Source organism: Cyanobium sp. WKJ7-Wakatipu (assembly GCF_024345355.1).
GTDB lineage: Bacteria > Cyanobacteriota > Cyanobacteriia > PCC-6307 > Cyanobiaceae > Cyanobium_A > Cyanobium_A usitatum.
Window position 1 is genome coordinate 182,659 of sequence record NZ_JAGQAY010000003.1, and the last position, 13,168, is coordinate 195,826.

Consider the following 13,168-nt stretch of genomic DNA (forward strand, 5'->3'; position numbering starts at 1 on the left):
GGTGCTCAAAGGCAGAGGGGGTCGGGGTCGATCGCCAGACCCACCCCCGCAGGCAGCCCCTCCCGCAGCAGGCTTTCAGTTGGCAAGGGCAGGGGCTGGGCGGCGGGACCATGCAGCAACAGCTGCCAGCGACTCTTGCCCGCTACCCGGGCTACCGGGGCCGGGGCGGGACCAATCAACAGCCAGCCGGCTGCCGCCACTTGGCTGCGGATTCTCTCCGCCAAGGCGGCGGCGGCGGTTGCCGTGCCGCTGGCGCTTGGTCCGCTCAGACGCAGGAGGCAGGCCCGGCTGAAGGGCACCAGGCCACCCTGGCGGCGCAACTGGCTCTCCTGGGCCAAAAACAGCTCGTAGCGCCCATCCACCAGGTGGCGAATCACCGGGTGGTCGGGGCTGTAGGTCTGCACCAGCACCTCGCCTGGTTTTTCGCCGCGGCCCGCCCGGCCCGCTAATTGCAACAGCAATTGCAGGCACTGCTCGGAGGAGCGCAGATCGGGGCGATGCAAAAGCCCGTCTGCCGCCAATACCGCCGCCAGGGTGACCCGAGGTAGGTCCATGCCTTTGGCCAGCATCTGGGTGCCTACCAATACGTCGGCTTCCCCTTGGGCAAAGCGATCGAGCAGGCGGCGGTGGCCGTCGCGGCCCCTGGTGGTGTCACGGTCAAAGCGCAGCAGGCGCAACCCTTCAAGCTCGGTTGCTAGCTGCTCCATCACCCGCTGGGTGCCCGCGCCAAAGGGCTTGAAGGCCGTGGAGCCACAGTGGCCGCAGCGATTGCCCATCTCGGCGCGGTGGTCGCACCAGTGGCAGCGCAGCCATTCCTGGCCCCCTTTGGAGCGGTGCACGGTTAGGGATACATCGCAGTGGGGGCAGAGCACCGCTTCGCCGCAGCTGCGACAGCTAAGGAATGCTCGGTAGCCCCGTCGGGGCACCAGCACCACTGCCTGTTCGCCCTTCTCCTGCAGCTGCTCTAAGCGCCCCATCAGGGCCCGGCTGATCAAGCGACGGTGGCCATCGGCGAGCTCGTGGCGCATGTCGATCACCCGTACGGCAGGCAGGGGCCGCGAACCAATCCGCTCCGGCAGTCGTAGGAGGCGGCTGGCTGGTTGGGGGGATTGACAGCTCAGCCAACTCTCGAGGGAGGGTGTGGCACTGCCGAGCACCAGCCGCGCCCCGCTGTGCCGGGCCCGTAGGCGGGCTACGTCGCGGGCGTGGTAGCAGGGCATCGGGCTGTCCTGCTTGTAGGAGCTGTCGTGTTCCTCATCGAGCACGATCAGGCCCAGCCTGGGCATGGGCAGAAAGATCGCTGAGCGGGTACCCACCACCACCACCGCTTCTGGTTCTAGGCAGCGACGCCAGGCCGCCACCCGGGCTCCATCGGAAAGGCCGCTGTGGAACTCGACCACCCGGCAGCCGAAGCGTTCCCGTGCCCGGTCGAGCAACTGGGGGATTAGGCCAATCTCCGGGGTGAGTAAGAGGGTGGCCTGCCCCAGCTCCAGAGCTTGGGCGGCCGCCCGCAGATACACCTCAGTTTTGCCGGCGCCTGTTACACCCCAGAGCAAAAATTCCGCGCCCGCTGGGGCACCGGAAAGGGCCTGGCCTGCAGCGGCCTGAGCTTCCGTCAGGGCAGGCCAGTGGGCCGGTGCCAGGCCAGCTCCACTGCCCTCGGGGGGAGCCTGAAGGCGCTGCACCAGGCCCCTAGCCTCCAGGCCCTTGAGGACGGCGCGACTGAAGCCAGCCTCACCACAAATGTCCCGCAGGGGCACTGGCCCGCTATGGCGCCCAAGGTGCTCAAGCAGTTGTTGCTGCCGCTCGGTGAGGGGCTGGCTGAGGAGTGCTGCATCGGAGCGCTCCACCAGCCAGATTGCACGGCTTGGCCTGCTTGGCCCCTGGTTGCGCTGGCCAAGCCAGCCCGGTGGCAGGGCACTTTTCAGAGTTTTGAAGAGGCTCGTGTGGCACTCCGCCGCCACACTTGTCATTAAGTTTTGCCAATCGGGATCTACGGCAGCCCGCTGCCAAATCTCCATGATTGGCTGGATTCGCTTGCTGCTGAGACTGGTGGGTAATTGATCAAGCCAGCCCACAACCAAGCCGGTGTGCGGGCGGCCCTGCAGCTTCACCCGCACCAAATCCCCAATCCCGGCTGGGGTTTCTGGCGAGTTGGCGTAGGTGAATACCTGGCCTTCCCGCCCGGCTTCGAGCCAAATCTGCAGCCAGGGGATCGACAAGCTTGCAAAGGTCACAACCCATTCTTAGGATGTGTTTGTTGGGCAGTTCAAGGACTGCCGTCGGAACTAAGCAGATTTCCGTCCAGCGGGAAGACCTGAAGTGAGACCCCGGGAGCCAGCCTCCCACCATTCGGCCTCCCGGTCTGCGACCACCCCTGTCAGCCCTGTCCAGGCCTCGGCCACCGACCCCTTGCTTTTTGCCGGGTCGCTCGACTTTTCCTTGCCTACTACCACCGTTCAGAGGTTTCGTTTCCGTTTTCGTGGTCTTGCACCAGCTCCTACGGCTAATCCCGGCGTAGCTGGAACAATTTTCTGCCGATTGCAGGCAGAAAATCTCTAGACCCGATTTCAGGCGATGCGTTTCCGCTCATTTGTTTTGTTGTTTCGTTTTCGTTACCTATGAGCCCTGCTGCTGCCCAGCCGAAAGCAACCCCTGAAATCTTGATGGTGGCCACGGCGGCCGGTGAAGAGGTGCAAGTAAAGCCCATGAAGGCTGCACCTAAGCCAAAGGCCGCGCCAAAAGCAAAAGCCGCTGCCAAAGCCCCGGCCGCTTCCAAGGGAACGGCTGCTCCCAAAGCAAAGACTGCCACCAAATCCCCGGCTGCTTCTAAAGGAACTGCTGCTACCAAGGCAAAGGCTGCTACCAAGGCAAAGCCGGCCGCAAGCAAATCCTCAGCGCCTAAACCCCCAGCGGCCAAGGCCAAAACTGAGGCTCCAGTCGATACCGCTGGGCTAGACGATGCCGATGATCTAGGCCCATCTGGCAGCTCTGCCGAGAAGGACGAGAAGGCCGCAAAGGCCCTCGCCAGCATCAAGGTGGGGCCTAAAGGTGTCTACACCGAAGACTCCATTCGGGTTTACCTCCAGGAGATCGGCCGTATCCGCCTGCTCCGGCCCGATGAGGAGATCGAGCTGGCCCGCAAGATCGCCGATCTGCTCCAGCTCGAGGAGATCGCCGCTCAGTTTGAGGCCGATCACGGCCGCCAGCCCGACAACAAGGAATGGGCGGCATTGGTGGAGATGCCCTCCATCAAGTTCCGCCGGCGCCTGATGCTTGGCCGCCGAGCCAAGGAAAAGATGGTGCAGTCAAACCTGCGCCTGGTGGTTTCGATCGCAAAGAAATATATGAACCGGGGCCTGAGCTTCCAGGACCTGATTCAGGAGGGTTCCCTCGGCTTGATCCGGGCTGCCGAGAAATTCGACCACGAAAAGGGATATAAATTTTCCACCTACGCCACCTGGTGGATTCGTCAGGCGATCACCCGCGCTATCGCTGATCAGTCACGCACTATCCGCCTTCCGGTGCACCTATACGAAACCATTTCCCGGATCAAGAAGACCACTAAGACCCTCTCCCAGGAATTCGGCCGCAAGCCCACCGAAGAGGAAATTGCCGAATCGATGGAAATGACCATCGAGAAGCTGCGTTTCATCGCCAAAAGCGCCCAGCTGCCCATCTCCCTGGAGACGCCGATCGGCAAAGAGGAGGATTCCCGGCTCGGTGACTTCATCGAGGCCGATATTGAAAACCCTGAGCAGGATGTGGCCAAGAACCTGCTGCGAGAGGACCTCGAGGGCGTGCTGGCCACCCTCAGCCCCAGGGAGCGTGACGTGCTGCGTCTGCGCTACGGCCTAGATGACGGCCGCATGAAGACCCTTGAAGAGATCGGCCAGATCTTTGATGTAACCAGGGAGCGCATTCGTCAAATTGAAGCCAAGGCCCTGCGCAAGCTGCGCCACCCCAACCGCAACGGCGTGCTCAAGGAGTACATCAAGTGAGTCAGGACCTGGCATCCCTGCGGGGGCTGCGCACTGCTCCGTCGCTCGACCCCGCAGCGCTCTCGGAGCTGCGGGCAGAGCTTGAGCCGCTGCTGGCTCGCTGCGACTGGTTCACGGCGGGAGTGATGGCAGCTTCTGCAGCGGCTGCGGTGACCTGTCTGCGTCAGGTTGAGACGGCTCTGGGCTGGTCGCCATTGCAGCTAGATCCCGCCGGTGTAGCCCTCGATTCGATCGAAGGTCCGGTCTTCCTCAAGGCCAACCAAAACAGCGGTCGCTTTCAGGTGCGCGCTGAAACCGGTCTAGGAGAGGGCCTTTTGATCAGCGGTCACTGTTCAGCAGATACGGCTGCGGAAGACACCTGGGGTCCATTGCCCCTTGATTTCTTCGGCCCTTAATCTGAGTGGCTGTTATCTGCCCCTGATGGCCAACCCCCTGCGCATAGCCTCCCGCCGCAGCCAGCTGGCCATGGTGCAAACCAACTGGGTGCGCGATGAACTGATCCAGGCCCACAACGGCCTGGAGATCACGATTGAAGCGATGGCCACCCAGGGGGACAAAATTCTCGATGTGGCCCTCGCCAAGATCGGCGACAAAGGCCTTTTTACCAAGGAGTTAGAGGCTCAGATGCTTGTTGGACAGGCTGATATCGCCGTCCATAGCCTCAAGGATCTGCCAACCAACCTGCCCGAGGGGCTGATGCTTGGCTGCATCACCGAGCGGGAAGATCCCGCGGATGCCTTGGTGGTGCATGAACAACACCGCGATAAGAGCCTGGCAACCCTGCCCGCAGGCGCCGTGGTGGGCACCAGTTCCCTGCGCCGTCTAGCCCAGCTGCGCCACCACTTCCCGCACCTCAGCTTCAAGGATGTGCGCGGCAACGTAATCACCCGCTTGGAGAAACTTGATGCTGGTGAGTACGACTGCCTGATCCTGGCGGCCGCTGGTTTGGGACGGCTTGGTTTGGGGGATCGCATCCACGAGCTGATCGACCCCTCCATTTCCCTCCACGCCGTTGGCCAGGGTGCCTTGGGTATTGAGTGTCGAGAGGGCGATGCCGCCGTACTCGAGCAGATCAAGGTGTTGGAGCACCAGCCCACCGCCCGTCGCTGCCTGGCTGAGCGAGCCTTTTTGCGTGAGCTGGAGGGGGGCTGTCAGGTGCCCATCGGCGTTAACAGCCGCTTCGACGGGGATACGCTTGTATTAACGGGAATGGTTGCAAGCATCGACGGCCTGCGCCTGATTCGCGATGAGGCTTGCGGTCCCCAGGCCGACCCTGAGGCCATTGGGATCGCCCTTGCCCATGCTTTGAAAGCCCAGGGCGCCGGCGAGATCCTGGAGGAGATTTTTGCAACTGTCCGGCCCGAAGCCTGAACCAGCGCCAGCGGCCGCTAGCCCCGTTGAAGCCGAGGCACGCGCCCTTCCCTATCAATGGAATCTGCTGGCCTGGGCTGCCCTGATTGGGGTGCTCACGGGACTGGCAGTGGTGGCCTTCCACGAATTGCTGGGCTTTATCAATAACGGGCTGTTTGGACCTTTTGTGGAGGGGCTCCTAACGGTTGGTCGTAGCCAGCCGCCGGAGTTAGCAACCGAATTGCCGCTGGCGGCGGCTCCTGATACGGGCACACCGCTGCGGGCCCTGCTCCAGGTGGGTCTCGGCGGGCTTGGCTTCCTGCCACCGCCCCCGGCCGTTCCTGAGCCGTTGCCCCTGCCGGTTTCCTCCCTGCCGGATTGGATCAGTCTCTGGCCGGTGGTTGTGGTGCCCACCCTGGGGGGCTGGGCCGTTGGTCTTTTGCGCCGCTATGGCGGTGACCTGGGCCCTGGCCTCCCCAGCCTGATGGCGATGGCCGATGGCGCCGTTAGCGCTCGGCCCCGCTTGCCCTTCCTGCGCCTGCTGGGTGCATCCCTCAGCCTGGGCAGTGGTGCCTCCCTCGGCCCGGAGGGGCCCAGCGTTGAGAGTGGCGGCAATATCGGTCTTTGGGTGGCCCTGCGCGGCGGGCTCTCTCCCCAGAGTCAGAAAGCCCTGGTGGCCGCGGGAGTGGCCGCAGGTCTGGCGGCGGGGTTCAAGGCACCCATCGCCGGAGTGTTTTTTGCTTTTGAAGGAAGCTTCAGTGCCGTTCAGGGCCGGCCCAGCTTGCGGGCGGTGCTGGTGGCGGCGGTGGCTTCCTCGCTGGTCACCCAATTGCTGCTTGGGGACACACCGATTTTGCGCTTGCCTGCTTATGAGGTGCGCTCACCGCTGGAGTTGCCCCTTTATCTGGGCTTAGGCCTGGTGGCCAGCTTGATGTCCTGGGCCTTGGTGAGCCTGCTGGCTGCAGGCCGCAGCGAGCGGCTTCAGGCCTGGCTGGGCCAGCTGCCGCCAGGCCTGCCCACCGCCCTAGGGGGTGCCTCTGTGGGTGTGATGGCTCTGGGTTTTCCCCAGGTGCTGGGTGTCGGCTACGACACGATTGAGGCCCTGCTTGGCAGCGAGGGGGGCGTGCCCCTGCTCACCTTGCTGGTATTGCTGGGCGTCAAGCTTCTAGCAACTGGTATTAGCAATGCCACCGGCTTTGTTGGCGGTGGTTTTGCCCCATCCCTGTTTCTGGGAGCGGTGCTCGGCAACTGCTACGGCCAGCTGCTTGGTGATAGTGGCCTGCACCTGCCGGTGGCTGAGCCACCCGCTTACGCCATGGTGGGCATGGCCGCTGTGCTGGCCGGTAGTGCCCGGGCTCCTCTTACGGCCCTGTTGCTGCTGTTTGAGCTCACCCGTGATATTCGAATTGTGCTGCCTCTGATGGCCGCCGCAGGCCTAAGTGCTGCCTTGGTGGAGCGCTGGCAGGGCCTGGCTGATCCGGGCTTACTTGGGCCTGACCCCCAAGAGGAGCATCGCCGCCGCCAGTTGGCCGCCCTGCAGGTGGCTGAGGCTTTCGAGCCCGAAGCCCCCCTGGTGCTGGCAGCTGAGTTACCAGCCAAAAAGGCCTTGATTCAGCTGGTGGAGGCCCACGGCCACTGTCTGGTGGTGGCTGATGGGGCTTGGGTGGTGGGGCTGGTCACCCTGGCTGATCTGCAGCGGGCCCTGAGTGCCGAGCGGGAGTTCAATGAGGACGGCTCTTTACCTGTGCCCACCTTGCTCTCCTGTCGCCGCAGTGACTTGGTGTGGCTGCCGATGTCTGCCCAGCTTGCTCAGCTGGAAGACCAGCTCAGGCCAAATGGCTTGCGCCAATTGCCGGTTTTTGATGTGCCGGCTGCGGCGGCAGCAGCCCTGCCCCATGGCCTTCCCAATCCCGGTTTACCGGTTGCTTCTCTACGTGGCTTGGCCAGCCGCGATGGCATGGCCCGGGCCCTAGCGCGCCAGCTCACACCCGCTGGGGATGGGGCTCAGGATTGAGTCTGCAGCTGGCTAAAGAGCTCCTGGGCTGCTGGATCAACCGCACTTAACCTCGCCAGTATCCGCTCTAAATCAAGGGCTGAAAGCTCGCCGTCACTGGCCCACTTCAAGGTGGTGCTCACTTGGGGTTCGCAGGAATGATTGGAGTGGGGAACCGCAGACATAGACGCAGTCGAAAGGCCTCGTGCCTTGTTTTGGCCTTATAAGGTACGCCGATAACCCCAGCTTGGTGCTGCAGCTGGGGTTATCTCCAGAATATTTTCCGACAATCGGGTGGCTTCAGCGCTGCACGATTACTGGCGTACCGACTTCCACCTGATCAAATAAGGAGCGCACATGCTCGTGGAGCATGCGCACGCAGCCATTGGTCACGGCTGCGCGTGATGTCACCGTCCAGGACCAAGCATTTGGCGTGCCATGGATGCCGTACTGGTTGGGTCCGCTTTTCTGGAATCCAAGCCAGCGATCGCCTAAGGGGCCATTTGGTCCGACGGTGGCGTTGATCTTGCCGCTTTTGGTGCTCTGGTATTTGGGATTAACAACCTTGTTTTGCACCGAGAAGCGCCCTACTGGTGTGGGGGTGCTGGGATCGCCAATCGCCACTGGCCAACTGCCCAGCACCTTGCCGCCTTCACGCAGGCTGATCGTGCGCTTGTCAAGCTGAAGCACAATTTCCCGGCTGTTGCTCTGGGCCTGGACAGGGGTCCAAGCCGGAGCCATCGCTAGGGCTGCTGCGGCAATCCAGAGCGGTTTGAGGTAGTCAGCCATGGTGATAAGGGCGCTTAGTTAACCAATTTGGAGTCGATGATGTGGAGATAGCGCCGTTCGCACTCCTTAATGATGCTCACAGCTTCTGCTGGCTCCAAGAAGCCATTGACCTTGCAGGTGCCGGGTTTTTTGAGGTCTTTGTAGTGCTCCCAGTAGTACTGGGTTTCCGTGACCCACTGCTCACCAAGCTGGGTGAAACTGGTGATGTGGTCCATGCGCTTGTCATCGGCCAATACTGCGATCACCTTGTCGTCGACCTCGCCGCCGTCGTCAAAGGTCATGATGCCGATGATCCGAGCTTCCACCAGCGATCCCGGCACTAGGGGCTCGGTGACACCGACAATTTCAATATCTAGGGGATCCCCGTCCTCGTCCCAGGTGCGGGGGATACAGCCGTAGGCGAAGGGGTAGGCAAGCGACGAGTAGCCGACGCGATCCAGCTTGAGGTGGCCTGTCTCCGTGATCAGTTCGTACTTGTTGATCGTCATGGAGTTCAACTCCACGATCGCGTTCAAGCGCAGCTCTGCTTCATCAGCGAAGGCCGGCAGCACGTGCAGCAGGTTGAGCATCGTGCGGCTCGGGGCGTGGTCGATGTTCGCCATGAAGCGGAATTTGAGTGGCTGAGCGGCATCCTAAGTATCTGCCTGCAGGCGCTCCAGCTTGTTGCGCAGATAGCGAAGGAAAGCAGCTGCGCTGAGGCTCTGGCCACTCACCTGTTCCACCAGCTCTTCCGCATTGACACTGCGGCCCAGGGGATAAACCCTGCTGGCCAGCCAGTCCCGCAGGCTGCTCTCCTTACCAGCAGCGATCGCGGCCTCGATGGCACCTGGGCCGCCAAGCTCCTGCTCCATGGTTTCCGCGAGTTGGGCGCTGATCAGATGGCCCAGGGCATAGCTGGGGAAATAGCCAAACAGGCCTTCTGCCCAGTGGATATCTTGCAGACATCCCTCCGAATCGCTTGAAGGGGTACGGCCCAGCAGCTCGCCCATGCGGCGGTTCCATAAACCTGGAAGCTCCGCCACCGGCAGCTCCTGCTCGAGCAGGGCCAGCTCCAGCTCAAAGCGCAGCACGATGTGTAAGCAGTAGCTAAGCTCGTCTGCTTCCACCCGAATCAGGCCGGGCCGCAGGGGATTGAGCCCTCGCCAGAAGCTGAGGGCGCCGCCCCAGGGATCACTGCCACTGCCAACGCCGCTGCCTAAGCCAGTGCAGAAGCGCGGATGCCAGCGCTCGGCGAAGGCGCGGCTACGGCCCACGCGACATTCCCAGAACAGCGACTGCGACTCGTGCACCCCCATCGAGGTGGCCTCACCGAGGGGCCAGGGGAAGTAGTGGTTGCCCGTGCGGGGCAGGCCCTGTTCATATAGGGAGTGGCCCCATTCATGGGCGGTGGCAAGGAAGGCCGAGAGGGGCTGATCCGGCACCACCCTGGTGGTGATGCGGAAGTCCTGGGGGCCCACGGTGCAGGAGAAGGGATGGGCCGAACGGGAGCGTTGGCAGTAGGCCGGGTCGTAGCCCCAGCTGTTGAGCAGCTCGCTGCAGAGATTTTCCTGCAGGGCTTCGGGTAGCTCTGGCAGGGGGGATACCTGGGTTGCTGCTGCCTGCTGGAGCAGGACGGGCAGCTCGTCCTGAAGTGGGGCAAACAGCTGCTGCAGCCGTTCTTTGCTGACGTCGGGCTCAAACGGCTGGGCCAGGATTTCCCAGGGGCTGCGGTGTTGAACTTCAGCGGCGGCAAGTTGGGTCGCTTGTTCGCGGCGGAGGCCGATCAGGCTTTCCAGTGCCGGAGCAAAGATGCTGAAGTCGCTGCGGCGCCTTGCCTCCTGCCAGATGGCATTACCGCGCGACTGGGCTTGGGCGATCTGGGCTACTAGCTGGGGATCTAGGCAGCGCTGGCGATTTAGCTCAAGCCGCAGTAGCTGCAAGTTGCGGCGCACCGCCGCCGGGGTGCTGGCTTGCAGCTCGGCTTCCGCCGCCTCGACCAGATCGGCGTAAGCAGGGCTGCTCTGGCGTTCGTGTAGCTGGCTGGCCAACAGGGCCAGTTGGTCGCCACGCCATTCGGCACCGGCCGCCGGCATCACCGTGTTCTGGTCGTAGTAGAGGGCACTGCTGATTGAGCCCAGCAGCTGGCTCTGGCGCAGATGCTCCTGCAGCTGATCTAGGGGCGATTTTGGCTGCGCCATGGGGAACTTTTGCTAGGGCCATTCTTCCGGCTTCAGGCCCGGCGCGCTCAGGCTGATTGCAGTTGGGCTAACTGGTTCTCGAGACGTCGCTTGAGTCGGGTCTGGACCAGGGAGCAGAGCTCGTCTACCAAGGCGCCTTCGGCGCTCCAGATCGTGCGCACCCCATCGCGCTCGCAGCGCACTAGGCCAGCCCGCTGCAGTTGGCCGAGCTGGCGGCTGATGTGGGATTGGGAGAAGCCTGTGGCTTCGATCAGTGCTGCCACATCCATGGGCCCTGCCCTGAGCTGACAAAGCAACTGGAGGCGCGCCGGCTCGCTCAGCAAACGGAAAAACTGGCAGTACTCCTCCAGCAACTGGGGAGACGGCATGGAGCTGGAATAAGCCATCTATTAATTATGTCGCAGCTATGTCGCAAGCCGCATTCCCCCGAGCAACCCCGGGGGTGACGTCTTTATGCGGCTATGGTCATAACAAGCTGCAATGTCGCGATGGTTTTCGCCCCGTTTACGCCGATCTCCCTGCGGGCAGCGGCTGGAGGGGGATCCCTGCTCTTCCGCCAGCTTTTTGATGCCCAGACCGGCACCTTCACCTACTTACTAGGCGATGTTTCCAGTCGTCAGGCGGTGATCATCGATTCGGTGTTTGAGCGCCATGGCCGGGATCTCGCCCTACTCCGTGAGCTGGGGCTCGAGCTGGTGGCCTCCCTCGATACCCATGCCCACGCCGACCACGTCACCGGCAGCTGGCTGCTGCACGAGGCCACTAGCTGTGCAATTGGCCTGGCTGCAGCCGCTAAGGCGAAAAACGTGACCATGCCCCTGCAGCACGGGGATCGGCTGTCCTTTGGTGTTCGTTGGCTCGAGGTGCGCAGCACCCCAGGTCATACCAATGGCTGCCTCAGTTTTGTGCTCGACGATCAGTCGATGGCATTCAGTGGTGACGCCTTGCTGGTGCGGGGCTGCGGTCGCTGTGACTTTCAGCAGGGCAACCCCCATACCCTCTGGGCCTCGATTACCCAGCAACTCTTCAGCCTGCCCGACTCCTGCTTGCTCTATCCAGGGCACGATTACGAGGGCCGCACGGTCAGCTCGGTCGTTGAAGAAAAAGCCTTCAACGCCCGCCTGGGCGGTATGGCCACCGAAAGGGATTTCGTTGGTCACATGGAGTCCATGCAGTTGCCCCACCCCCACAGGATCGCCGAAGCCTTACCTGGCAACATGCGCTCTGGCAAGCCCCTGGATCAGGGCGTCACCAGCCCTGCTGCAAACCCATGTTGGGCGCCATTGCAACGCAGCTATGCGGGCCTGCCCGAACTTCCCCCCGCCTGGGTGGCGTCCCACCGTGATGGCCTCACCTTGCTGGATGTGCGTTCGGCTGAGGAATATGGCGGCCCCGACGGTCGGGTGGCGGGCAGCCTGCTGATTCCCCTGCCGGAACTGGAAGGTCGCATCTCCGAACTTCCCGTCAATCAACCGGTGGTGGTGGTCTGCCACTCCGGCAGCCGCTCAGCCCTGGCTACCCAGCAGTTGCTTAAGGCCGGCCTCAGCCAGGTGGCAAACCTCCACGGCGGTCTGGCCCGCTGGGCGGATGGGGGCTACCCGCTGCAAGGCGTCGCTTCCACCTGATCAACCTCCTTATCAGTCATGACACCAGACCTCAATACCCGTCTCAATGCACAGGAACTAGCCCGGCAGCTGGCTGAAAAGCGGGTCAGCGTGATCGATGTGCGCGAGGCAATGGAATTCGCCGGCGGTCACATCGAAGGCAGCCGCAAGGAGCCCTTGTACTGGTATGCCTCAGCGGTCGCCGCAGCGCCCTTGCCGATCTAGATGGCGGCATCCCCACCTGGCAGCAGGCTGGACTGCCCCTGCACAGGCTCAACAACGCCCCCCTGCCGCTGATGCGCCAGGTTCAGATCGCCGCTGGCTCTTTGGTGCTGATCGGTCTGGGCCTCGGCGGCTGGGTGGCGCCGGCTTGGATTCTGCTCAGCTGGTTTGTGGGAGCCGGCCTGGTGTTTGCTGGCGTCAGTGGTTTTTGTGGCATGGCCCGCCTGCTGGCCCTGATGCCCTGGAACCGGGTGTCGATTTGATGGCAGCAGGCGCTTGCCCATAACACCTGGATGGATGCATGCGCTCCACTACAAATCATGCCCAGCGGTTGATCACTCTCTGGATTGCCTGGTTGCTGGCCATGCTGTTCCACGTGGATTTGGGCTTGATGCCCTTATTCCACGGGCAGTCACCCGAGATCGACAGCCAAGTGCCACTGGGAGCCTTGCCGCTGCTGCTTGGTGCCAGATGCACGCCTTGATCAGATCGTTCTCATGGCGGTGATGACCCTGCTTGGATTATTGATCAACATTGAAGGCTGGCACTGGTGGCGCCAATACCAATAAAGGAATGCCTGTTTAAATAACTGGCAGCTTTGTCTTTTTCGCAACCTTTTAGTCTTTGTATTTTGCATTGGCTGGCGAGGCCGATAAGCCCTGAAGACAATTATTTATTCCTAGAACTCCAGCCTTAACGAAACCAACTTTCGACCGGCTGGCCGCACTGACTTGACGGGGGAGGTGGCCGCCGCACGGCCTGGCAGCCTGGAATGCTACGACGCTTCTGGGACACCGGGAAGCTTTTACAAAAAATTAGACTTAGTGCTCAATCACTAATTCACCAATTCAACCCTTGGCCCAGTCCATCATCTCACAATCCCGCGGTGAAGCGTTGACGCTTAGGTGTTAGGGAATCTCTGGACAAACGGGGTTTGAGCCGGAGGCAGTGAGCAGAAAAGAGTGCCTTTGACCGTAAATTGCCTCTGAGGCCCTTTTCAGAGGACTTTTGATCTCCTGTTCAGCCACTTTG

12 protein-coding genes are annotated in these 13,168 nt (G+C 62.3%); 7 read left to right on the forward strand and 5 right to left on the reverse strand.

All coding sequences use genetic code 11. The annotated features are described in order from the left end of the window. Positions 1 to 5 precede the first annotated feature (5 nt). On the reverse strand, positions 6 to 2,216 hold the full coding sequence (gene priA / locus KBY83_RS03235) for a primosomal protein N' (RefSeq protein WP_255018311.1): 2,211 nt from the start codon (positions 2,214 to 2,216) through the stop codon (positions 6 to 8). A gap of 405 nt (positions 2,217 to 2,621) precedes the next feature. On the opposite strand from priA, the gene rpoD reads away from it, so the two are divergent. The 4 genes from rpoD to KBY83_RS03255 are packed head-to-tail and all read left to right on the forward strand — an operon-like array spanning position 2,622 to position 7,365. Continuing rightward, a complete protein-coding gene (gene rpoD / locus KBY83_RS03240) occupies positions 2,622 to 4,001 on the forward strand; it encodes an RNA polymerase sigma factor RpoD (protein WP_255018295.1) in 1,380 nt (459 codons plus the stop codon). After that, positions 3,998 to 4,396, forward strand: a complete 399-nt coding sequence (locus KBY83_RS03245; protein WP_255018296.1) for a DUF1824 family protein — start codon at positions 3,998 to 4,000, stop codon at positions 4,394 to 4,396. Before rpoD ends, KBY83_RS03245 begins: the two co-directional genes overlap by 4 nt. Positions 4,397 to 4,421: 25 nt before the next feature. Further along, a complete protein-coding gene (gene hemC, locus KBY83_RS03250) occupies positions 4,422 to 5,372 on the forward strand; it encodes a hydroxymethylbilane synthase (protein ID WP_254941667.1) in 951 nt (316 codons plus the stop codon). Then, positions 5,347 to 7,365: a chloride channel protein gene (locus KBY83_RS03255; protein WP_255018297.1), complete on the forward strand. Its 2,019-nt coding sequence runs from the start codon at positions 5,347 to 5,349 to the stop codon at positions 7,363 to 7,365. The genes hemC and KBY83_RS03255 overlap by 26 nt, the downstream gene beginning before the upstream one ends. A gap of 279 nt (positions 7,366 to 7,644) precedes the next feature. Here KBY83_RS03255 and KBY83_RS03260 read toward each other — a convergent pair whose 3' ends face one another. From KBY83_RS03260 to KBY83_RS03275, 4 genes are read right to left on the reverse strand one after another with little or no spacing between them, the layout of a single operon-like run. Then, positions 7,645 to 8,133: a L,D-transpeptidase gene (locus tag KBY83_RS03260; RefSeq protein ID WP_106502424.1), complete on the reverse strand. Its 489-nt coding sequence runs from the start codon at positions 8,131 to 8,133 to the stop codon at positions 7,645 to 7,647. 14 nt (positions 8,134 to 8,147) lie between these two features. Next, positions 8,148 to 8,735, reverse strand: a complete 588-nt coding sequence (locus KBY83_RS03265) for an inorganic diphosphatase (protein ID WP_106502423.1) — start codon at positions 8,733 to 8,735, stop codon at positions 8,148 to 8,150. A 30-nt stretch (positions 8,736 to 8,765) separates the two neighbouring features. Next, positions 8,766 to 10,310: a carboxypeptidase M32 gene (locus tag KBY83_RS03270; RefSeq protein ID WP_255018298.1), complete on the reverse strand. Its 1,545-nt coding sequence runs from the start codon at positions 10,308 to 10,310 to the stop codon at positions 8,766 to 8,768. Between the two features lie 47 nt (positions 10,311 to 10,357). Further along, the gene (locus tag KBY83_RS03275) at positions 10,358 to 10,678 is read right to left on the reverse strand and encodes a helix-turn-helix transcriptional regulator (RefSeq protein ID WP_255018299.1); all 321 of its coding nucleotides are present in this window, start codon (positions 10,676 to 10,678) and stop codon (positions 10,358 to 10,360) included. 120 nt (positions 10,679 to 10,798) lie between these two features. Between KBY83_RS03275 and KBY83_RS03280 the strand changes: the two genes are divergently transcribed. The 3 genes from KBY83_RS03280 to KBY83_RS03290 all read left to right on the forward strand — a co-directional run bounded on the left by KBY83_RS03280 (position 10,799) and on the right by KBY83_RS03290 (position 12,399). Then, positions 10,799 to 11,935: a rhodanese-like domain-containing protein gene (locus KBY83_RS03280; RefSeq protein ID WP_255018300.1), complete on the forward strand. Its 1,137-nt coding sequence runs from the start codon at positions 10,799 to 10,801 to the stop codon at positions 11,933 to 11,935. A gap of 18 nt (positions 11,936 to 11,953) precedes the next feature. Then, on the forward strand, positions 11,954 to 12,139 hold the full coding sequence (locus tag KBY83_RS03285; RefSeq protein ID WP_255018301.1) for a rhodanese-like domain-containing protein: 186 nt from the start codon (positions 11,954 to 11,956) through the stop codon (positions 12,137 to 12,139). A gap of 71 nt (positions 12,140 to 12,210) precedes the next feature. Next, on the forward strand, positions 12,211 to 12,399 hold the full coding sequence (locus tag KBY83_RS03290; RefSeq protein ID WP_315858922.1) for a YgaP-like transmembrane domain: 189 nt from the start codon (positions 12,211 to 12,213) through the stop codon (positions 12,397 to 12,399). Positions 12,400 to 13,168: the final 769 nt, after the last annotated feature.

Excerpts from the sequence above, each read along its gene's own strand:
- KBY83_RS03280 (WP_255018300.1), top strand. The coding sequence starts at position 10,799 with ATGGTTTTCGCCCCGTTTACGCCGATCTCCCTGCGGGCAGCGGCTGGA.
- KBY83_RS03290 (WP_315858922.1), top strand. The coding sequence starts at position 12,211 with ATGCGCCAGGTTCAGATCGCCGCTGGCTCTTTGGTGCTGATCGGTCTG.
- KBY83_RS03285 (WP_255018301.1), top strand. The coding sequence starts at position 11,954 with ATGACACCAGACCTCAATACCCGTCTCAATGCACAGGAACTAGCCCGG.
- KBY83_RS03260 (WP_106502424.1), bottom strand. The coding sequence starts at position 8,133 with ATGGCTGACTACCTCAAACCGCTCTGGATTGCCGCAGCAGCCCTAGCG.
- KBY83_RS03270 (WP_255018298.1), bottom strand. The coding sequence starts at position 10,310 with ATGGCGCAGCCAAAATCGCCCCTAGATCAGCTGCAGGAGCATCTGCGC.
- hemC (WP_254941667.1), top strand. The coding sequence starts at position 4,422 with ATGGCCAACCCCCTGCGCATAGCCTCCCGCCGCAGCCAGCTGGCCATG.
- rpoD (WP_255018295.1), top strand. The coding sequence starts at position 2,622 with ATGAGCCCTGCTGCTGCCCAGCCGAAAGCAACCCCTGAAATCTTGATG.
- KBY83_RS03275 (WP_255018299.1), bottom strand. The coding sequence starts at position 10,678 with ATGCCGTCTCCCCAGTTGCTGGAGGAGTACTGCCAGTTTTTCCGTTTG.
- KBY83_RS03265 (WP_106502423.1), bottom strand. The coding sequence starts at position 8,735 with ATGGCGAACATCGACCACGCCCCGAGCCGCACGATGCTCAACCTGCTG.